The organism is Vibrio sp. MACH09, from assembly GCF_033238805.1.
In the GTDB taxonomy this organism is placed as follows: Bacteria; Pseudomonadota; Gammaproteobacteria; order Enterobacterales; family Vibrionaceae; genus Vibrio.
Genome location: NZ_BSFZ01000002.1, coordinates 210,785 through 230,976, shown reverse-complemented (window position 1 = coordinate 230,976; position 20,192 = coordinate 210,785). Strand labels below are relative to the sequence as shown.

Genomic DNA, 20,192 nt, shown 5'->3' with positions numbered 1-20,192 from the left:
TTGAGAAATATTACGAAAGTGTCTGGAAGGTAGTACTAAACGGCTGCAATCAAGAGCGACAAAGTTTATTACTATGAAAATTATAGTTACCGGAACCACTGGCAGGGTAGAGCGCCAAATCTATGTCTATTAACGGTAAGTTGTATTTTATCTATGTGTTATGAGTATCTATTTTAGATACTTGAATCTTGTAGTGAATGTGCGAGGTGAGTATAGATATTGAGTTATTCATTTTAAAGCCCTAAATATGTAAGCACATTTTAGGACGAGACAGACTAATAATTAAAGGGACACTCAGTGAAGTGTCCCTTTTGCGTCATCTCTTAACGTACGTTAAGGCAAAGCCAACATTTACTCTAAGCCGTTACAGCTTGTTGTTTTTCATTTTGCTGTTTCAAGAATGCATAACCAAATCCGGTCACTGCAGTACCTGCTGCAATCGCAGCAATGTACATAATGACGGGTGAAATAGCATTAGGAATAAACAGTACGAACAGACCTCCGTGAGGGGCAAGTAACTCACAACCGAATAACATGGACAGTGCACCAGCAACAGCACCGCCAGCCATAGTACAAGGAATGACACGCATTGGATCTCGTGCTGCGAACGGTATAGCACCTTCAGAAATAAAGCATAGTCCTAGTACGAAAGAGGCTTTACCACCTTCACGTTCATCTTTGTCAAACTTGTTCTTAGCAATGAATGTCGCTAAACCCATACCTAGCGCAGGAACCATACCCGCAGCCATAACGGCCGCCATTGGTGCGTAAGTTTCTGACGCGAGCAGGCCGACACCAAAGGTATAAGCAGCCTTGTTTACTGGGCCACCGAGGTCGAAACACATCATGCTACCCAAAATAACACCCAATACGATGGCATTGGTGCTGCCCATGTTGTTCAGGAATTCGGTCATTGCAGACATAATGCTCGCGACGGGACCACCGACAATGTAAACCATGACTAAACCAGTAAACAGTGTTGCCACGAGAGGAATAATCAGTATTGGTTTAAGTGCTTCCATTGATTGCGGAAGCTGAACTTTATCCGCTAAGAACTTAGCTGCGTAACCCGCGATAAAGCCCGCTAAGATGCCGCCAAGGAAACCTGAGCCTATAGAGCTGGCCAACATACCACCAACAAGACCAGGAGCAAGGCCCGGACGGTCTGCGATAGAGAATGCAATATAACCCGCTAATACTGGAATCATTAGAGCAAAAGCGGAACCTCCACCAATGGTCATTAATGTGGCGGCTAAGGTGCCTTCTTCTTTAAATGCTTCAATACCAAATACAAAGGAGAGGGCGATAATTAATCCACCCGCAACCACAACTGGAAGCATATGTGAAACACCCGTCATAAGGTGTTTGTATGCCCCTTTTTTCTCATTATTAGAAGAAGCTGACGCACCTTGAGAATGGGTGTAAATGGTGGCGTTGGCGAAAGCATTATCCATTTCTTGAGAGGTTTTCTTTAGAGCGGGACCGGTCGTCGTTTTGTAGAGTTTTTTGCCGTTAAAGCGGTCAAGAGGAACGTCAATATCCGCGGCAATAATGACTAGATCAGCTTCGGCAATTTCTTGATCCGTTAGTTGGTTTTTGGCGCCAACACTACCACGAGTTTCGACTTTGATTTGATGGCCACGACGTTTACCTTCATTTTCTAGTGCCTCTGCGGCCATGAAAGTGTGCGCAACTCCGGTCGGGCAGGCGGTAATCGCGACAATTTTTTTGCTGTCTTGATTGATAGATGTATTCATAGTATCCGCTTCTGTTTTGGAAAGTTCAGTTGCATTTGCTAGTGCGTTCTGTAACCACGTTTTAGCATCTTGTATTACTTCTGATATATCGGATTGATACACTTTTTTACCCGTAAATCGAGTGGTATCAACGGTGGTATTCGCTGCGATAACAATCACTTCTGCATTGTTAATGTCATCTGTAGATAGTGCTGTACCTTGGATAACGGTAGATTGACACTCTATTTTTGCGTTAATTTGCAAAGAGTGTGCTGCTTTTTCAAGCAAGCCTGCGGCGAGGACGCTATTTGCGACGCCGCTGGGACAAGCTGTAACAATTGCTATATTCATATTTTTGCCCTTGTTTAACTGATTAGTTCAACTGGCTTAGTTGAATCTGTTGTTGTAGACGGTGCAGTTCATTGATGTCTTGAACGCCAACGCCTACTTGAGAAACGGCTAACGCAGATAATGCGGTAGCGAATGTCAATAATTCCGCTTTTTCCATGTTTTGCATGTGACCCCAGCAGAGCCCTGCGACGAGAGTATCTCCAGCACCTACCGTGCTTTTTACCTTCATTTTTGGTGGTTTAGCCATCAGCCATTGATCGTTGTGCAGCCACATCACACCATCAGCTCCCATAGAAACGACAATATTGTCGATGTTCTTTTTGGCTAGGTCTTCAGCAGCACGACGGCAAGAGTTAACATCGGTAAGAGGGTGACCAATAAAGCCTGACAGCTCTTCATCATTGGGTTTTATTAACCAAGGCGCTTGGTTTAACCCTTCTGCTAATGCTTCTCGACTGCTATCAAACAACACTTTTTTCCCAGCCTGACGCAGTGCTTTAATCCAAGTTGCGCATCGTTGAGGAGTGATTCCTGATGGTAAGCTGCCAGCAATAACGAAATATTCATGATCGTTAGCCAGTTCAAATAGAGTGCGTTCAAAGGCAACAATATCCTCTTCGCTTACGGTCACTCCGGGGAAATTGATATCACTAACGGCACCAGACTCTTCCACCAGTTTTACATTGATACGAGTTGCACCTTTTGCCCGAATAAAGCGATCTGTAACGGCTATTTGCTGGAAAAGTTGTTGAAACATCTCTTGATTATCTTCCCCAAGAATTCCTGTGACGGTAACATCGGCACCAAGATCGGAAAGTACCTGAGCAACGTTTACGCCTTTACCCGCAGCATGTAATGAGCCTTGATTAACCAGACTGACCGTGCCTACGTTCAGTTGGTCTAGGTTGCCAGTTAAATCCAATGCTGGATTAAGGGTAACGGTAACCACTTTTTTAGTGGGCATAGCGGTTTGATTTAAGGTTGAAGTCATAATGCTGCCCTTATCCTTCCCCAAGACCAGACTCAATAGCTGAGCCTATTGATGCAAGTGCTTGAGTGGCATCAGTGCCAATCGCGGAAAACTCTAGTTGGTGTCCGTGTTTTACGCCCATGGCGATGACTTTCATTAAGCTTTTGGCGTTAACCATAGTGTTTTGTCCATCGAGGTTCTTAACTTTGATGATGGACTCAAATTTTTTCGCTTCTGCAACAAGCATCGCGCCTGGACGAGCATGCAATCCGTGAGCATTTTTGATGGTAAAGGTAGCGGTTTCTTCATCTTCTTTACTCTGCTCTTCAACTTGATCTTGAGTAAACAAAGTCACTAAATCGTGGTTTGTACCCGTCGTGATTTTGCTTTGTTGTTGGTTGAATATCAGTTCGCTCAGTATGGATAACACGTTTTTATGTGCAGCGTTACAAACAGCAAAGGCCATCAACGTTTTAACGGGGTTGTTGTTAAAGCGGATGTCTGCCTTAGTGCTCACAATAGACAAACTGGTTTTGGTAACGGATTCCGTTGAGCTGACCATCCACAACCCGTCACCAAGGTAAGTCGGCTGTTGACTGACTAAGTGAGAGGCGAAATCAGCTTCCGCTGCATGATTGTTTTGAATCAAGCCAGCGGCAACGGCGATTAATTGGGTGATATCGTTGGCAGGAAATTCTGTCTGGATTAGCTGGTCATTGAAATGTACATCGAACTGCACATCACCATTCAATAGAGCAACAATATCTTGTGCTGACGAGGCTTGTTTGAGCTTATCTTCTACCCCTTCAGATGACAGTACTTTGGTCAATTGCTTCAAAATTCCAAGGTGTTCGTCTGACTTGGCTGCAATACCGATGGCAATATAGACCGTATTGTTGTCTCCCCAATCAACCCCTTGAGGAAAGTGGTGCACAACGACACCGGTTGTGTTCACCAAATCACGGGTATCTGTGGTTCCGTGGGGGATAGCAATACCATTGCCAAGAAAGGTTGAGTGTTGTGATTCTCGGCTAAGCATGCCATCGACATAACCCGCATCGACAAGCCCTTTGTTAGCGAGATCACGAGCAAGTTGCTGAATAGCAGTGGTTTTCTGTTTCGCGACTTGCTGTAGTTGAACATCTTGAATAGTGAGCTTTAGCATGTTGAGCCTCATTTTTCGCGTTTATAAATATGACAAAAACCGATCTGTTTATCGCCATTCATCATTATTTTAATCTATTAGCTGAATCGGTTCAGCAAATATTTAAAAAAATTCAGCAAACCGAGTTCATTGGCTGCTGACAGTGAAATTAGTGATTCAAATCAAATTTCAAGTTTTGCTGAATCCTTTCAGCTTTTATACTGAATCGATTCAGCGTACAATTCAAGTTAGAATAACGATTAAAAATAATTTTTATGATCCTTCGCACAAAAAGGCAGCGAAAATGACATTGAATGAAATCGCAAAGTTAGCGGGTGTCTCAAAAACAACGGCCAGTTATGTTATTAACGGTAAAGCAAAGAAGTACCGGATCAGCGAAAAAACTCAGGCAAAAGTCATGGCGGTGGTGGAGAAGCATAATTTTCGACCCGATCATGCTGCTTCATCGTTAAGAGCGGGCAATAGCCGTTCTTTTGGTTTAATCATTCCTGATTTAGAAAACACCAGTTACGCCAAGTTAGCAAAGCTTTTGGAGCAAAACTCGCGTAAAGCGGGCTACCAGATCTTAATAGGTTGTTCGGATGACGAGCCTGACATTGAAGAGAGTTTAGCTGATGCATTAATTAGCCGAAGAATTGAAGCGTTATTTGTAGCCAGCTGCTTGCCTAACGCCAGCGAATTTTATTTGAATGCACAAAAGTCAGGTACACCTATCATCGCCATTGATAGACCGATGGATGACGAACATTTTGGCTGTGTGATCAGTGAAGATTTTACCTCTGCATTTGATTTAACTGAGTCGGTGATCTCTGAGCATACCCAAACCATAGGGCTGATTTGTGCACTTCCAGACTTAAGCATTTCTAAACAACGTGAAGCGGGTTTTTCATCGTCTGTTCAAAACAATAACCTGAAAAGCATGGTTGGCTATGGGCAACATTTTGATCGTAGCTCAGGTAAAGAGGTACTGACAACATGGTTGAGCCACGATACCTTACCTGACGCCATCGTTACTACATCATATACGTTATTAGAAGGCGTGTTGGATGTGCTCCTCGAACATCCTGAACTTATGAAGAATGTTAAGTTGGCCACATTTGGTGATAACCGCTTACTGGACTTTTTGCCCATTAAAATCAATTCACTGCCGCAACAGTTCGAATTGATTGCCGATAGTGCTTTGGAGCTTGCACTAAATGCGTCTGCTGAACGAGCGAAATCCGGTATCGATCTAGTGCCGAGAAAACTGATTATCCGTTTGTAACGTCTTTGTTGGCACTCAGCGTGCGTCTTTAATGAGGTTATTTTCTTATCAGATAATGAATAGAGTATAAATGAGAGCAAGAATAAGACGCAGGCACTCGCTATCGTGCCCGCATCTTATTTAGGGGGTTGCTTTGTTATTCAGCCTAGAAACCTAAGCTGAAATATAGTCGAGTAACTGCTGTTTATTTGGCAATGCGGTCATCGCTCCTTTCTTGGTTGTCGCCAATGCACCGCAGCCATTCGCCCATTTTATTGCATCGATAATATTATCCCGTTGTTGCCATTGCTGACTCTGTGACAGTCGAGCAAGTAGACCACCGACAAAGGCATCTCCCGCTCCTGTGGTATCTACGGGCTTTACTGCCTGGGAACTAATTAATTGCTGCTGTGAATTGTGCACAAGCAGAGCGCCTTTAGCGCCTTGAGTAATAAGCATCACCGGGATATGGTATTGAGCGATATTATCTATGCCTTGTTGCAAAGACTCACTATCGGTTAAGTACAGCAGTTCATCATCTGAAAACTTAACCACATCCGCCATGGCTACAGCTTTAAGTACTTCAGTTTTTATTTCTTCTGGTTTGCTCCAAACCTCTTCCCTTAAGTTGGGATCAAAACTGACATAACCACCTGCGGCTTTTATTTCACTCATCGCTAAAAACGTCGAGCTTCTGCTTGGCTCATTTGCCAACGCAATAGAGCAAATATGTAGCCACTGACCAGCTTGGAATGATGGAATATCGTTTGGCTGAAGAAACTGGTCTGCGCTAGGTTTTACCATAAAGGTGAAACTGCGTTCGCCGTCATTATCTAGATCAACAATGACGGTAGAAGTACGCTGCTCGTTATCGAGTTGCAAATAGGATGTATCAACTTGTTCGGACTCTAAGGTTTGCTGCATAAAACGACCAAGTGGATCATTGCCCACGCGGCCAAAGAAGGCGCTGTCGGCTCCAAGACGTGACGCCGCAACGGCAACATTTGCAGGAGCCCCTCCGGGACATTTTAAGTAAGTTGTTTCACTATTAGCAATAAGATCAACTACGGCGTCGCCAGAAAGCCAAATTTTGTTCATAGTCATTTACCTTTGATGTGAGCGGATAAGGTTAATCATTACCGGATCCACTGGCTGGTGAAAGGGGCCAGAATTGACATTGAGCTTTTCCTTTAAGCGCAATTCCAGTGGCGGTATTCGGAACAAATATGCGACTGCTCATCACAAACTCGCCCTGATTAATAAAAATTTCTAACGATGAATTGTCGGAGAGAATATGCAAATCAACCACTTCACTCTGAAGTGCCAATTCGCGAATAGTATCCCCTTGCCGAATCTGAGTTTTGCTTCTGTCTAGGTACAAGGTGCGGTTCTCTTTATTCAGTGCAATAGTGACTTGGTTATTGTCATCTTTGAACAGCGACAAAGTATCCCCCCAGTGTAATTGTACTTTTAGTTCAAACGAGCGAGTTGCCAGTGACATCGTCGAGTTATCTAGTGTGAACTCCTCTAAAGGTTTGCGTAATGACGTGAGTTCACTCACCGGTTGTTGATAAAGGTGTCCGTCATTGAGGGAGAGTTCGCGTAAGCAGGTGAGCTGGTGGATCCAGCCATTATCCACGGTTGGGTGATTGACTTCATCGGGAAGCCCCATCCAAGCCGTTAATACTCGTCGCCCATCTTCGGTTTGCAATGTTTGAGGGGCGTAGAAATCGAAACCGTGATCGAGCTGTTCAAAATCTGACATGGACAAGTGGCCTTGCTCAGAAATGGTCGCTTTTAGGTAACCATTATGATGAGGAGTGGTGTGGTGTTGGCTTGTAGATGTAATACCTTGTGGGCCGATAACCGCCAATAAGTTGCCGTCTAACAGAAATAGATCGGGACACTCCCACATATAGCCAAAGTCACCCAGTTCATCGCCATAAAGTTGGTCAAATTGCCAGTTGTAAAGGTCTTTAGATTTGTATACCGCGAGACGACCAGTTAAATCTTGACGTTGAACGCCGAGTAACATCCACCATTCATCACCAATCTTGACCACTTTAGGATCACGACAGTGAGGCGTTACTCCTTCTGGTAGAGAGTCTATAACTGGGCCAATTTTGTTAAAGTCGATACCATTGTCGGAGACCGCCAAACATTGGGTTGTTTGCCGTTGACGTTCTTCACCAATCCGAACATTGCCGGTATAAAACAGCATTAGCTGCTGTTCGTTGCTTACCGCGTGGCCGGAAAAAACACCATGGCTATCAAACCAGTCAGAGGGTGTTAAAGCGATAGGTCGTGCCTGCCAATGGACCATATCTTTACTGGTTAAGTGTGCCCAATACTTATCTACGTGCTGACACTGAAAAGGAGACCACTGATAAAATAGGTGGTATTCGCCATTGTGGTAGATAAACCCATTGGGATCATTAAGCAGCCCTGATGGAGGAGCGATGTGCCAACTTGGACGGTAGTGGCATTCAACTGGTTTTTCCAATGATTGGATGGCGTTAAGCTGGCGGTTTTTAATGCTGCTACCAACCGACAATAACTTATACAGGTCTACCGTATGAGCAGGACGAAAGCTTACTTGAGACATAGCTGCATTCGTATTAATTTTAGCATCATCGACGACGAGGCTTAGCTGGTCTACTTCGAATATAAGCTGTTCGTCGCTGTGTAATATGCGAGATATGTTGTTGATGCCGCCGCAGCTTGCAATGTAATTTTCTAGCATTTCGTCGATTTCTGTATTTTCGGGAACGTTTGCAACTATAATAAAAGAAACCTCGTAACTCAAGAGGTTTTAGAAAGAGTGACAATAAAAGAGTGCTTTAAGGGCGGGCTTTAATGGATCTGTAGCTAAAAGAAGAGGCCTTTTCGCCAAGACACGATTAACAGGATTGACGTTCAATATTCTTGAACTTCAAAACGACTTTGCTCATAAGTTGTTGTTTACCATTGATTAAATCTAATATTACCGATGCGGCGGTTTCTCCCGCAGATTCAAAAGCGTAATGAAATGTTGAAAGGGAAGGGCTAGCAACCATACCTATTTCATCGTTACCTACTCCTATCACTTTGATCTCTTTACCGGCTTTTTTACCACTCTCTTCGATCGCTTTAATCGCGCCAATTGCAATCTTGTCCGTTGCGCAGAATATGCCATCTAACTCTTTGTTTTCTTTTATAAGATTCTTGGTTTGTTGGTAGCCTGACTCTATGGTAAATTCACCTCTACTGTGAAATATGGGTTCACCAAAACCAGACATTGATAGCTGTTGAGATAAGCCTTGATAGCGCATGGAATCTACCGCGATATCATCTATAGCAACGCCGATAAAGCCTATATGTTGACAGCCCGCAGCTATTAAACGTTCTCCAGCAGTAAATCCAACCCTAACGTCATCATGTATAATGCTCGGAATATCAAAAAGTGAACCATCTTGACCGATAAGAACGACAGGAGCGCTCGACTGCTCGATCACTTTAACCAGTTCATTATCTAAATGGGTCGCGTAGAGAATTATCCCTTCCACTCTCTTTTGGTTAAAGAGCTTGATGTATTCAATCTCTTTATCGTGATTGTGCTGACTATTGGCTAATAAAACGTGTTTTCCATGCTTGTCGAATACATGACTCAGGCCATCAACCCCTTGTGCAGTGGAGTTTGAAGAGAGAGCTGGGACAATGACACCAATCAAATTGGTTTTTTGTGATTTCAGATCTTTGGCGACTTGGTTAACGACGTAACCGCACTCTTCGATAGCTTTTTGAACGATCTCTTTGGTGCTTTTTTTTACGCCATACTCGTTATTTATCACTCTGGACACCGTGGATTTCGATACTCCAGCTAGCTTTGCGACGTCGTGTAAACCTGCCATTAATTCCAATATTCCTATTTTTATGCAATTGTTACCAATTTTCTCAGTAATCACTGCAGATTGACAGCGATATAAATCCATTTACCCCCTATTCTGATAAGCAATAAAGAGATTTTGATCACATATAAGTCATATTTGTTTTGACTGATGGGGTAATTTTCATAAAACTCGGTTTTGCAAACGTTCCCGAAAATAAATTTAGTTACGTAACATTCAATAATTGGAGTTGATTATGAATTACCCTGCTGTTGCAAAAGAGCTTATGCAGCTACTTGGTGGTAAAGACAATATTGAAGCTTTAGCGCATTGTGCGACTAGGCTTCGTCTTTCTGTTAAAGATGAATCTCTCATTCAAGAAGATGTCATTGAGAACTTAGATGGTGTTAAAGGCCAGTTTAAGATTTCTGGCCAATACCAGATTATTTTTGGTTCTGGCATTGTTAACCAAGTTTATGCTGAAATGGCAAAACTAACGGGTATCGCTGAAATGTCTACTCGTGATGTCGCAAGCGCGGGGGCTCAAAAGCAAAACTTAGCACAACGTTTAGTTAAAGGTTTGTCGGATATTTTTGTTCCGATTATTCCTGCCATTGTTGCTGGTGGTCTATTAATGGGGGTATTCAACCTATTAACGGCATCAGGACTGTTTATTGAAGGGCAGTCATTGATTGAGGCCAATCCTGGTCTTGCTGATCTGGCGAGTATGATTAACACCTTTGCTAACGCTCCTTTTGTTTACCTGCCTGTTTTGTTAGCGTTTTCTGCCTCTAAGAAGTTTGGTGGTAACCCATTCCTTGGTGCGGCTTTGGGTATGTTGATGGTTCATCCAGATTTGCTTAATGGTTGGGGTTTTGGTGGTGCAAGTGTGTCAGGCACTATCCCGGTCTGGAACATTTTTGGTTTTGAAATTCAAAAAGTGGGTTATCAAGGTTCTGTTCTACCTGTATTGGTGGCAACATTTATTCTTGCACAAGTTGAGAATGGGTTACGTAAAGTTATCCCTTCTGTATTGGACAACTTGTTAACGCCAATGCTGGCTATTTTTATTACTGGTTTCCTTACCTTCACTTTGGTTGGCCCTATTACTCGTGATATCGGTTTCCTATTAGGTGATGGCCTAAGCTGGTTATACGACTCTGCTGGCTTTATTGGTGGTGCGTTATTTGGCTTTATCTATGCTCCGTTTGTAATCACAGGTATGCATCACAGTTTTATCGCGATTGAAACTCAACTGTTAGCGGATATTGCAATAACTGGCGGTACATTTATCTTCCCTATCGCGGCTATGTCTAACATTGCTCAAGGTGGTGCGGCACTGGCTGTCGGCTTTACGACTAAAGACCTTAAAACGAAAGGTATCGCTATGCCATCGGGTGTGACGGCGTTATTAGGTATTACTGAACCCGCTATGTTTGGTGTTAACCTTAAACTGCGCTACCCATTTGTCGCGGCGATTATCGCGGCTGCAATCTCGAGTGCCTTCCTAACGATGTTTAATGTAAAAGCGACAGCGTTAGGGGCAGCGGGTATTCCGGGTATCATTTCAATTAGCCCAAATAGCATCTCTATCTTTGTCATTGGTATGCTTATTTCGTTTGCATTGTCTTTTGCGTTGACACTTGTACTTGCGACCCGTCAAAAAGCAAAACAACAACAAACTCAAGCTGAAAAAGCCGTTGCTTAACAGTAAGGTTATTGCTTAATTTACAATGTAAAACGCCCACTTATTTCAAGTGGGCGTTTTTTATGGGCATGTCCCAAATCTCACTGTGTTAACTGTATTCTTGGCCAGCAGGTGATGTTATCTGCTCATGCTGCATTTGTTGCCGACGCTTTTGCTTTGCTGCGTAAGGTGTAATTGACCAAAGCAATCAGCACTGGTACTTCGATCAGTGGACCAATCACTCCGGCGAACGCTTGATCAGAGTTGATACCAAATACCGCGATAGATACGGCTATGGCCAATTCAAAGTTATTGCCGGTAGCGGTATAGGCGATAGAGGCATTCTTGTCGAAAGGTAATCCCATTTTTCGTCCGATGGCAAAGCTGGTAAAAAACATCAGTACAAAATAGAGAGTGAGGGGGATTGCGACACGAACGACATCCATAGGTAGCTCAACGATCATTTCACCTTTTAAGCTGAACATTAGAACAATGGTTGCTAACAGAGCGATTAATGTTATTGGAGATATAGCCGGAATAAAGACCTCGTTATACCACTCTTCACTTTTCACTCTTGTTAATACTTCACGGCTTACAAACCCTGCTAAGAAAGGGATACCAAGATAGATCATGACACTTTTGGCAATGTCAGCCATGGAGATGTCAACGACCATGCTTTGATAGCCGAATACAGGTGGGAGTACGGTAATAAACAACCAAGCCATAAAGCTGTATGTGACAATTTGAAACAAGCTATTGATGGCTACCAGTGCTGCGCCATACTCACGATTTCCACCGCCAATATCATTCCATACCAGTACCATGGCAATACAACGCGCCAATCCAATTAAAATAATACCGACCATGTAGCCTGGGTAGTCAGCAAGAAAGGTCAGTGCCAGTACAAACATAAGAATGGGACCAACAATCCAGTTCATGATCAGTGAAAGGGTTATTGCTTGTTTATCCTTAGTTACTTTTCCCAATAGACGGTAATTCACTTTCGCTAATGGTGGGTACATCATCAAAATTAAACCAATAGCGAGTGGGACATCGGTGGTTCCAACTGACATCGCTTCATTTATCTCAACAACTTGAGGGAATAGAGTGCCGATAGCGACGCCAAGGATCATAGCTACAAAAATCCAAACCGTAAGGAAGCGGTCAAGTAGGCCTAGTTTTGCTTGTGTTTGATTTATATCCACAATAATTTCTCTGTTCGTTTATCGTCGAATGACGATTATTTAAGTTACAAATGGTTAAGGGTACAAATGACTAAAGCTATATCATTTACATGTCAGTTTAGTGGCAAATGGTGGAAAAAAGCGCTGAAAATTGGTCGAGTTTATGACGATTTATTCGATAGCACATTTTGGGTGGAATAGGTTCAGCAGATATAAATTCCGCCTGCTTTAAGATTCGTAAGTGCTCGGATACCGTTGATTGTGCTAACCCTAGCTCTCCAACCAGATCACTATTTAAACAGCCATCCAAGTTGTCCAGAGTTAACAATATTTTTAAGATTCTCACTCTAGCTGGATGAGAGAGTGCTTTTGCTAATGCGGCAAGCTGTTGTTCTTGTTGTAGCTCTTGCTCAGTAGAGGAAAAAGCTTGTGCATTGCTACTGCATCCGGTTGTCATAAGTTGCTGCCTATTTATCGCCGGCCTTCCTCCATTACTGATTTAATGATGAAAAGTGGCATATTGATAGTTAATCGTCGAATTGCGATTAATGTTACGCTTCCCTGTTAAAACAAGCAACGATTATTTTACTTTTACGGTTTATCTTCGTGATTACTCGTTTTAAGTGTTGGTTATGTTTATTGCGAAATATGTTGTTGAACAAAGTCGATAAAAGTTCGCATCTTAGCGGGCATATGCTTGGTTTGTGTGTATTGCATAATAATTTTCCCCTGATAATTACTTTTAATGGTCCAATCGGGTAACACGCGAACAAGTTGTTTGTTAGCGACCAACTCCTGAACAATAAAATCTGGAAAGATTCCTATCCCAAGATTGGCGAATACAGCATCCAAACGCATGCCAGTATTATTAACCGAATAGCGCCCCGCGACAGACACTTTTGTTTTCTGTTTGTCTTGTTCAAATTCCCATTCGTTATCATGAAGAGTTTCGCCAAGATGAAGACAACTGTGGTGGTATAAGTCATCGGGCGTTTGTGGAGTCCCCGCGTTTTGCAGATAGTCTGATGTCGCGCATAAGTATAGGTCGACACTGCCGATCTGCTTGGAGACCAAATGCTCACTGGCTGAACGAGTTAAGCGAAACACAATATCAACGTCATCATGGATAGGGTCGAGTAGGCGATCCGTTGCTTTAACATTTAACTCAATATTGGGGTATTGCTGCATAAACTGCAAAAGCAGTGGCGAGAGTACTTTACGACCGTAAGCTTTAGGAATAGAAACTCGCAATTTACCGTTGATCTCTCGCTGGGTGGACTCAGAAATATTCACCATCTCTTTAGCGTTATCCACAATCGCTTGGCAATGGATTAATGCTTCTTTACCTGCAGAAGTAAGAGATTGCTTTCGGGTGGTTCTCTCCAGTAAAGAGACGGAAAGCGAATCTTCTAAGTTGGCTATCTGTCGGCTAATTCTTGACGGCGTGACCCTAAGTTTTTTACTTGCAGCGGTGAAGCTTCCTTCTTCTACCACCGTAACAAACGCCACCATATCTGGCAGTAAATGGACAATTTTATTTGTGCTCATAAGTCATAAGTATTGTGAGTAATTAGCGTATTATATAACAATTAAGCATAGATTAAGATAAAGCAATTAGGTGGTAACTGTTAAATTAAACTGAAAGAGATAAGTAAATGTTATTGTTTCCATGCAAAAAAATACCCTATGCCGAATTGCTATTGTTGCTTGTGGCGATTGCTTGGGGGACAAGTTATAGCGTAACCAAAATGAGTTTGGTGTACACCACAGTGTTTTGTTTTCTGTTTATTCGCTTTTTTATGACCTCATTTATTCTCTTGCCACTGTTTATTTATCGTCATTGGCAAGGCAAGACTGGGCCATGGAAGAAGGCGATTCCTAGTGGCGTTGTTCTGTTTGCCATATTTTGCGCAGAAACGTACGGTGTTCTTCACACCACGGCTTCAAATGCCGCTTTTTTGATCAGTATTTGCATATTGCTGACACCGTTGGTTGAGTGGTGGTGGCTAAAAAAAGCACCGGCCAAATCACTGTTCTTATTTGTTGTTATCTCCTTGGTTGGCGTGCTGTTACTGACCGAAATTAACCTCTCAGAAATCTCTTTAAATCAAGGGGATTTCTATATTCTAATTGCCGCCCTGTTGCGGGCGGTGATCGTGGTAATGACCAAACAGGTCATCAATAGTAAATCTCTTTCTGCCCTCGAAATTACCACCGTCCAGTCAAGCATGGTTATGTTGCTTTCGCTTACTGTTGTCATTGTGTCGGGGGAATTGGATTTTCTAATTGTTCGTGATGATACATTTTGGTTAAACACCTTGTATTTGGTTATTGTCTGTACCTTGTTTGCCTTCTTTGTTCAGAACTACGCGATAAAACGCAGTTCTCCTTCTCGGGTTTCTCTTCTGATGGGGTCTGAGCCTGCGTTTGGTGCTCTGTTTGCGTTTATTTATTTAGGAGAGACGTTTAGTTCTTGGCAACTGTTTGGTGCGGTGCTGGTATTAACTTCGACCTTGTGCGTGGCAGCGAATATAGCTGATAAACCACTCTTCATAAGAGAAAAGTGGCTCAAACAGAGTTGATGTTATTTAAGCAATGAATGATGAATTTTTACCACCATTTTTTTTACATTAATTTGTGTTTCAGCGCTGCAGCCGGGCTTATGAGGTTCGGTTGGAAAAAAGAGTGCGCAATCGCCAGTGCGAAGAGTAATTCTCTGCGGGTTGGCAACATTGCTGAGTAATTGAAAATCGCTTTTTTCATCATAATCTGTGGCAGGAGTGTTATCAGCGTTGGGTAGCCCATATTCAATAGTCTCAGTTCCTGAAAGAAGCGTTTGAATATCAATGTATTGCTGGTGTAGTTCCGCTTGTTTATCTGCTGCGGCTTCGGTGGTGTACTCCATGACAACTGCGAACATTAAATCGCCTTTAATATCATGGCGACCGATCGCGACATTTTCATGATCGTCGATAGAAGCGATATATTGCAAACCCTGTCTAATGGCTTCTGGCAGATAGTGGTAATGTTCAATTTGATTAATATGGCATAACAACATCGTAATGTCCTTAAATGAAAAAGGGGAGCTTTCGCTCCCAAAAGACTACATTAATAGGTTTGGCAAAAACATCACTAAAGATGGAAATAGTATAACCAGTACTAAAACCATGAAAAGTGGCACTAGAAATGGAATGACCGAACGAGCTAACACCGGAAATGGAATATTACCGACTTTAGCAACTACAAATAGGGCGACCCCCATAGGAGGAGTTAGAATTCCCAACATCATATTTAAGACCATAACCACGCCAAAATAGACAGGGTCGATACCCAAAGAGATAGCCACTGGTAATAAAATGGGTACTACTAATAGTAATAGAGCAAGTGTTTCAATAAATGCTCCTAAGACCAATAACATTAAGTTAATAGCCAGCATAAAGATAATAGGGTTATCAGTGAAGTCGAGGAAAAACTCCGCGGCATGCTGTGGGATTCTTTCTTTCACTACGACATAACCAAATAGACTAACACCGGCGATCAATAAGCCAATAACAGCAGAGGTGTTTACTGTTTCTCTGATTATTTCCACTAGTTTCTGAAAGTTAAGCTCTTTATAGACAAAAAAACCGAGAAACAGAGCATACATAGATGCGACAACGGCGGCCTCGGTAGGTGTGACAAAACCAGAAAAGATCCCACCAATGATGATGCCCGGAGTTAAGAGTGGAAGTACAGCTCCTTTTAATGCCTGACACGCTTCTTGTCTTGTTGCTTTTGGATGTACGGGATAGCCTCGTTTTCTCGCAATAAAAAAGACCAAGGTCATAAGAGCTGCAGCGCATAAAAATGCGGGTACGATACCACCAATAAAAAGAGCCCCAATGGATGCGCCAGATGTCACTCCATAGATAACCATAGGGATACTTGGAGGCATTAAAGGACCAATGACACTGGATGCTGCGGTAATCGCCCCAGAAAAGTCATCGTGGTAGCCTTCGTCGCGCATCGCTTTGATTTCAAGTTGTCCTAAGCCACCAGAGTCAGCGTGTGCCGAGCCTGACATACCTGAAAATAAAAGGCTCGCTAATACATTTACATGCCCTAGGCTTCCTGTGTAGTGGCCAAGCATGGCTTTGGCAAAGCGGAACATTCTTTCCGTGATACCACCGCTGTTCATAAGCAACCCAGCGAAGATAAAAAATGGTACGGCTAGCAGAGGAAATGAATCTAATCCTGCTAACATTTTTTGTGGAGCCAGTGCAATACCGCCATTAAAGGTCAAGTAAACTAAAGAGGTGACCAATAGAGTCATAGCGACCGGCATACCGATGGCGAGTAATGTTCCCCAACCAGCAAAAAGAGTAAACATTTATTTGTGCTCCTCTGAGCTATGGCACGGCGTGTGTGCGTGTTGACCTAACAGAATTAAACTGTCTTGAAATATGTTTATGGTTGAGCGAATCGCCATTAAAGCGAAACCTACAGGAATTATGACGTACAGATACGAGACAGGAATATCCATTGTGATAGCTTGCAACCTGTCCATACGAAGTGTGGATGTATATCCGAGCTTAACTAGGTATAAGCAAGCCAGTAAGTAGATAAAATGTATACAGATAAAAAGTAGAGCACGACCTCTAGGCTGAAGCATATTTGGCACGAGATCGACCGTGATATGATCTCTTTTCGAAACAGCTTCACTGGCACCAAGCATAACTATATAGATGTAAAGCCAGCGAGAAACTTCTTCCGTCCAAACAATAGACATATCAAAAAAGTAACGACTGAATATTTGCAAAACTAGGGTAATAAACAGCACGACAAACAAAATGGTCGACATGTTTCTTTCAGCGTTTTTAATAAAGCATAACATGATAGGTTTTTCCGATTTAAGGCCCTTACCCCTGGTAGGGCAAAGGCCTGTTTACTATAGGCTAGTTAGTTGCTCAACGGTATTTTCGCCATATTGCTTATCAATATCAGCGTAGTACTCTTTCATGGCATTACGGAATGGTTTGAGATCAGGGTAAGTAAATTTAACCCCTTCAGACTTAAAGAAATCGATCAGTTTTTGCTCTTTCTCTTTTACTAGTTGGTTGTTGTACTCTCCTCCCGCTTTGATGGCTTTCATTAACCAAGACTTTTCTTGTTCAGATAGGTCTGCCCAAGTGCTATCTGAAATAACAATCGCTTGATCTTGCACGACATGACTGGTCATTGCGATGTTCTTCTGAACTTCATAAAACTTCATAGACTCAATAGTCGGCAATGGGTTTTCTTGTCCATCTACCGCATTAGTTTGTAAAGCTAAATACACTTCAGCAAATGCTACTGGAGTCGGTCGTGCTTGTGCCGATTTAGCAAAGTTTATTAGTGCTTTTGCGTTAGGTACTCGCAGTTTCAATCCTTTAAAATCGTCATATGAATTAAGAGGCTTGTTGGATGAAGTTTGACGCGAACCAAAGTACCAATTATCGATAGGTCGTAACTGGAAGTTATCGATTAGCTCACTTTTAACTTCGTTGCCCCAATTACTGTTAAAGATTTTTTGCAGGTGTTCAAAATCTCGTACGACATACGCGGTTTCTAGCACTTCTAACCTTGGTATATAACGAGCCATGCCACCAAATACCTGCATGGTAACATCCAGTTCACCAACAGAAGCTTGTTCAAGCATGTCATGTACACTCCCTAACTGAGAAGCAGGGTATACGTTCATTTTTAGCTCGCCACCAGACACTTCTTCAAGGACTTCAGCTGTTTTTTTAGCGCCTAGGTATGGCGGTGACGTTAGTGAACCTTCAAGGCCAAACATTAATGTTTTAGCCGCATAGGAAGAAAGCGGTGTTGCAATTGTCATGGCTGCAATACAGGCAGTTGCCAATTTTTTATTCCACTTCATTGTTTTGTCTCCGTAAAAGTTCTGGCTATATTGCCAGTAATATAATCATTTATGTTATTACGCTGTTATACCAGCATAGAGGTAAAATTCTATCAAATTTGAATAATTATGTGACTTATTGATGTTTATTATCAATAAGGAATTATTCGTTTATATGATTAAGTGATACTCCTGTTACTGTTCAGTTAAAATTAGTCAGAAACGGTATAGCTTTATAACCATGCCGCTCCACGAACACCGCTTGAGTCCCCGTGTTTTGCTCTTACTAGCTTGGTATGAACTTGGTCTGAAAATACATACTTTTGCCAAATTTTGGGAACGTGCGAGTAGATAGAGCTGATATTAGAAACGCCTCCGCCAATCACGATGACTTCAGGATCTATAATATTAATGATGACAGCAAAGGATCTTGCTAACTGGTCATAAAACCTAGCCATATGCTCAACAGCACATGGGTCGCCCCGCTCAGCAAGTTCAACGATCTCTGGGACGGTAAGGTTTTTATGATAAATCTGCTGAAAGTTTCGCGACACGCCTGAGCCTGAAATATAGCTTTCTAGACACTTTGTTCTTCCGCAATAGCAGATGTGTTCAGGACCATCAACGTTTTCGTCCCAATCAGGAAGAGGGTTGTGTCCCCATTCACCAGCGATACGGTTAACACCAGTGACCAGTTGGCTATTTACTACTACGCCACCACCACACCCAGTACCTAAAATTGCCGCAAAACAAGAGCTACTTGCCGATTTTGCTGCCCCATCTTTAAATTCTGATAAAGCTAGGCAATCTGCGTCGTTGGCAATTTTTACTGGCAAGTTAAAGTAATTATGAAGATCTGCTGCCAAGTCGTGTCCGTTAAGCACCTGACAATTGGCATTTTTAATTACTCCTGTGTCTGGAGATATGGCTCCAGGGCACCCAACACCAATAGTGGAAACCGTACCGACTTGTGACTCTGCATTCTTAATTAGATTAATGATCGCATCTAAAAAAGTTCTATAGTCATTTGTTGGAGTAGGTGTTCTTTGCTGATGCAGGAGCTCTCCTTGCTCAGATAACACCACGAGTTCAATTTTGGTACCACCAATATCTAATCCAATTCTCATAATATTACTCTTCTGAGTTAAATCATGTTGTCTTCGAGTAGCTTGTTTAATAGTGTTTCTTGATCTGAAGTCAAAGCCTGAAGCGGACGACGAACCCGTTCGCATTCAATGATGCCTTGTGCTTTTAAGATGTACTTAAGACCAGAAAAAACACCCACTTTTACTAAAGTGTCTATTACCCGATTAGCTTTGGCCTGATGAGTTTTAGCTAAATCAATATCATTGTTCGCAATTGCTTCACGGATAGCGGCATAGCGCTTGCCCATAATGTTGTAAGTACTTCCGATGCCTCCTCTGGCTCCTGATAATTGACCAGGCAAGAATATTTCATCAAAGCCATTAAAAATAACTTTATCAGGATGGTTGGATGCTATCTGCTCCATTTGATAGAGATCACCAGATGTCTGTTTTAACGCAACGACATTATCTATGCTCAATAGTTGGGAAATCTGATCGGCTGTTAAGCTGACTCCGCTCATAGCGGGGAAGTTGTAAACCACCATTGGTACACCATCAGCTGCGTCAACAATTCGCTTATAGTGATCGAGCAGAGCATCAAAACTTAATGGATAGTAGAAAGGAGTGACGGCGGAAACCGCATCATAACCAAATTGTTTAGCGGCTTTGGCTAGAGTGCAGCAATCATCTGTTCTGATTGTACCAACGTGAGCAATTAGCTGTAGATCGTGTTGATTCGCTTCTGCAGTCAATTCAAGAACCTGTTGACGCTCTTCAAGGCTCATCATAAACGCCTCTCCTGTTGAACCGCCAACATAGACACCATTTAACTGCTGATTCTTTGCGTTTTCTACTAGCGCTTGTACCCCTTTTGCATCAACGGACTCATCGGCAAAGAAAGGGGTTAACGTTGCGGCATAAATGCCGTCTAAATTAATCTGGGACATACTTGCTCCTAAAACATCTTACTTATTTAATTTCTGGTGTAACTATACACCTGTTATACCAGTACACCATTAAATTG

General features: G+C 42.5%; 18 protein-coding genes. 3 read left to right on the top strand and 15 right to left on the bottom strand.

What is annotated here, in order from left to right:
- Window positions 1-356: 356 nt before the first annotated feature.
- The 3 genes from fruA to fruB are packed head-to-tail and all read right to left on the bottom strand — an operon-like array spanning window position 357 to window position 4,222.
- Window positions 357-2,087, bottom strand: a complete 1,731-nt coding sequence (fruA, locus tag CHJ_RS16230; RefSeq protein ID WP_317918297.1) for a PTS fructose transporter subunit IIBC — start codon at window positions 2,085-2,087, stop codon at window positions 357-359.
- Between the two features lie 22 nt (window positions 2,088-2,109).
- Window positions 2,110-3,078, bottom strand: coding sequence for a 1-phosphofructokinase (gene pfkB / locus CHJ_RS16225; RefSeq protein WP_171751476.1), 969 nt, complete (start codon window positions 3,076-3,078; stop codon window positions 2,110-2,112).
- A gap of 10 nt (window positions 3,079-3,088) precedes the next feature.
- The gene (fruB, locus tag CHJ_RS16220) at window positions 3,089-4,222 is read right to left on the bottom strand and encodes a fused PTS fructose transporter subunit IIA/HPr protein (protein WP_317918296.1); all 1,134 of its coding nucleotides are present in this window, start codon (window positions 4,220-4,222) and stop codon (window positions 3,089-3,091) included.
- Between the two features lie 283 nt (window positions 4,223-4,505).
- On the opposite strand from fruB, the gene cra reads away from it, so the two are divergent.
- Window positions 4,506-5,486 carry a catabolite repressor/activator gene (gene cra, locus CHJ_RS16215; RefSeq protein WP_317918295.1) on the top strand — a complete coding sequence of 327 codons (981 nt, stop codon included), beginning with the start codon at window positions 4,506-4,508 and terminating at the stop codon, window positions 5,484-5,486.
- A 153-nt stretch (window positions 5,487-5,639) separates the two neighbouring features.
- Here the strand turns inward: cra and CHJ_RS16210 are convergent, their stop codons facing one another.
- The 3 genes from CHJ_RS16210 to CHJ_RS16200 all read right to left on the bottom strand — a co-directional run bounded on the left by CHJ_RS16210 (window position 5,640) and on the right by CHJ_RS16200 (window position 9,355).
- Entirely contained in the window at window positions 5,640-6,563 is a 924-nt protein-coding gene (locus CHJ_RS16210; RefSeq protein ID WP_317918294.1) for an aminoimidazole riboside kinase, read from the bottom strand.
- A gap of 31 nt (window positions 6,564-6,594) precedes the next feature.
- Entirely contained in the window at window positions 6,595-8,208 is a 1,614-nt protein-coding gene (locus CHJ_RS16205) for a glycoside hydrolase family 32 protein (protein WP_317918293.1), read from the bottom strand.
- Window positions 8,209-8,365: 157 nt separating this feature from the next.
- Window positions 8,366-9,355, bottom strand: a complete 990-nt coding sequence (locus CHJ_RS16200; RefSeq protein WP_317918292.1) for a LacI family DNA-binding transcriptional regulator — start codon at window positions 9,353-9,355, stop codon at window positions 8,366-8,368.
- 232 nt (window positions 9,356-9,587) lie between these two features.
- Here CHJ_RS16200 and CHJ_RS16195 point away from each other — a divergent pair, with 232 nt between their 5' ends.
- Entirely contained in the window at window positions 9,588-11,039 is a 1,452-nt protein-coding gene (locus CHJ_RS16195) for a sucrose-specific PTS transporter subunit IIBC (RefSeq protein ID WP_171751482.1), read from the top strand.
- Window positions 11,040-11,164: 125 nt separating this feature from the next.
- Here the strand turns inward: CHJ_RS16195 and arsB are convergent, their stop codons facing one another.
- From arsB to CHJ_RS16180, 3 genes are all read right to left on the bottom strand, one after another.
- Window positions 11,165-12,223 carry an ACR3 family arsenite efflux transporter gene (gene arsB, locus CHJ_RS16190; protein ID WP_317918291.1) on the bottom strand — a complete coding sequence of 353 codons (1,059 nt, stop codon included), beginning with the start codon at window positions 12,221-12,223 and terminating at the stop codon, window positions 11,165-11,167.
- A 97-nt stretch (window positions 12,224-12,320) separates the two neighbouring features.
- Window positions 12,321-12,659 (bottom strand): ArsR/SmtB family transcription factor, encoded by a 339-nt coding sequence (locus CHJ_RS16185; RefSeq protein ID WP_317918290.1) that lies wholly within the window; start codon window positions 12,657-12,659, stop codon window positions 12,321-12,323.
- Window positions 12,660-12,838: 179 nt separating this feature from the next.
- Entirely contained in the window at window positions 12,839-13,750 is a 912-nt protein-coding gene (locus CHJ_RS16180; protein WP_171751484.1) for a LysR family transcriptional regulator, read from the bottom strand.
- Window positions 13,751-13,857: 107 nt separating this feature from the next.
- Between CHJ_RS16180 and CHJ_RS16175 the strand changes: the two genes are divergently transcribed.
- Window positions 13,858-14,784 carry a DMT family transporter gene (locus tag CHJ_RS16175; RefSeq protein WP_317918289.1) on the top strand — a complete coding sequence of 309 codons (927 nt, stop codon included), beginning with the start codon at window positions 13,858-13,860 and terminating at the stop codon, window positions 14,782-14,784.
- Between the two features lie 2 nt (window positions 14,785-14,786).
- On the opposite strand, the gene nanQ is transcribed toward CHJ_RS16175, so the two are convergent.
- The 6 genes from nanQ to CHJ_RS16145 form a co-directional block, all read right to left on the bottom strand.
- The gene (nanQ, locus tag CHJ_RS16170; RefSeq protein WP_317918288.1) at window positions 14,787-15,260 is read right to left on the bottom strand and encodes an N-acetylneuraminate anomerase; all 474 of its coding nucleotides are present in this window, start codon (window positions 15,258-15,260) and stop codon (window positions 14,787-14,789) included.
- Between the two features lie 45 nt (window positions 15,261-15,305).
- Window positions 15,306-16,571, bottom strand: a complete 1,266-nt coding sequence (locus CHJ_RS16165) for a TRAP transporter large permease (RefSeq protein WP_171751487.1) — start codon at window positions 16,569-16,571, stop codon at window positions 15,306-15,308.
- A complete protein-coding gene (locus tag CHJ_RS16160; RefSeq protein WP_171751488.1) occupies window positions 16,572-17,042 on the bottom strand; it encodes a TRAP transporter small permease in 471 nt (156 codons plus the stop codon).
- An 87-nt stretch (window positions 17,043-17,129) separates the two neighbouring features.
- Window positions 17,130-18,104 (bottom strand): sialic acid TRAP transporter substrate-binding protein SiaP, encoded by a 975-nt coding sequence (locus tag CHJ_RS16155; protein WP_171751489.1) that lies wholly within the window; start codon window positions 18,102-18,104, stop codon window positions 17,130-17,132.
- 212 nt (window positions 18,105-18,316) lie between these two features.
- Window positions 18,317-19,210, bottom strand: a complete 894-nt coding sequence (locus CHJ_RS16150) for an ROK family protein (protein WP_317918287.1) — start codon at window positions 19,208-19,210, stop codon at window positions 18,317-18,319.
- A gap of 17 nt (window positions 19,211-19,227) precedes the next feature.
- The gene (locus CHJ_RS16145) at window positions 19,228-20,115 is read right to left on the bottom strand and encodes an N-acetylneuraminate lyase (RefSeq protein WP_171751491.1); all 888 of its coding nucleotides are present in this window, start codon (window positions 20,113-20,115) and stop codon (window positions 19,228-19,230) included.
- Window positions 20,116-20,192 lie beyond the last annotated feature (77 nt).

Excerpts from the sequence above, each read along its gene's own strand:
- fruA (WP_317918297.1), bottom strand. The coding sequence starts at position 2,087 with ATGAATATAGCAATTGTTACAGCTTGTCCCAGCGGCGTCGCAAATAGC.
- pfkB (WP_171751476.1), bottom strand. The coding sequence starts at position 3,078 with ATGACTTCAACCTTAAATCAAACCGCTATGCCCACTAAAAAAGTGGTT.
- fruB (WP_317918296.1), bottom strand. The coding sequence starts at position 4,222 with ATGCTAAAGCTCACTATTCAAGATGTTCAACTACAGCAAGTCGCGAAA.
- cra (WP_317918295.1), top strand. The coding sequence starts at position 4,506 with ATGACATTGAATGAAATCGCAAAGTTAGCGGGTGTCTCAAAAACAACG.
- CHJ_RS16210 (WP_317918294.1), bottom strand. The coding sequence starts at position 6,563 with ATGAACAAAATTTGGCTTTCTGGCGACGCCGTAGTTGATCTTATTGCT.
- CHJ_RS16205 (WP_317918293.1), bottom strand. The coding sequence starts at position 8,208 with ATGCTAGAAAATTACATTGCAAGCTGCGGCGGCATCAACAACATATCT.
- CHJ_RS16200 (WP_317918292.1), bottom strand. The coding sequence starts at position 9,355 with ATGGCAGGTTTACACGACGTCGCAAAGCTAGCTGGAGTATCGAAATCC.
- CHJ_RS16195 (WP_171751482.1), top strand. The coding sequence starts at position 9,588 with ATGAATTACCCTGCTGTTGCAAAAGAGCTTATGCAGCTACTTGGTGGT.
- CHJ_RS16185 (WP_317918290.1), bottom strand. The coding sequence starts at position 12,659 with ATGACAACCGGATGCAGTAGCAATGCACAAGCTTTTTCCTCTACTGAG.
- CHJ_RS16180 (WP_171751484.1), bottom strand. The coding sequence starts at position 13,750 with ATGAGCACAAATAAAATTGTCCATTTACTGCCAGATATGGTGGCGTTT.
- CHJ_RS16175 (WP_317918289.1), top strand. The coding sequence starts at position 13,858 with ATGTTATTGTTTCCATGCAAAAAAATACCCTATGCCGAATTGCTATTG.
- nanQ (WP_317918288.1), bottom strand. The coding sequence starts at position 15,260 with ATGTTGTTATGCCATATTAATCAAATTGAACATTACCACTATCTGCCA.
- CHJ_RS16165 (WP_171751487.1), bottom strand. The coding sequence starts at position 16,571 with ATGTTTACTCTTTTTGCTGGTTGGGGAACATTACTCGCCATCGGTATG.
- CHJ_RS16160 (WP_171751488.1), bottom strand. The coding sequence starts at position 17,042 with ATGTCGACCATTTTGTTTGTCGTGCTGTTTATTACCCTAGTTTTGCAA.
- CHJ_RS16155 (WP_171751489.1), bottom strand. The coding sequence starts at position 18,104 with ATGAAGTGGAATAAAAAATTGGCAACTGCCTGTATTGCAGCCATGACA.
- CHJ_RS16150 (WP_317918287.1), bottom strand. The coding sequence starts at position 19,210 with ATGAGAATTGGATTAGATATTGGTGGTACCAAAATTGAACTCGTGGTG.
- CHJ_RS16145 (WP_171751491.1), bottom strand. The coding sequence starts at position 20,115 with ATGTCCCAGATTAATTTAGACGGCATTTATGCCGCAACGTTAACCCCT.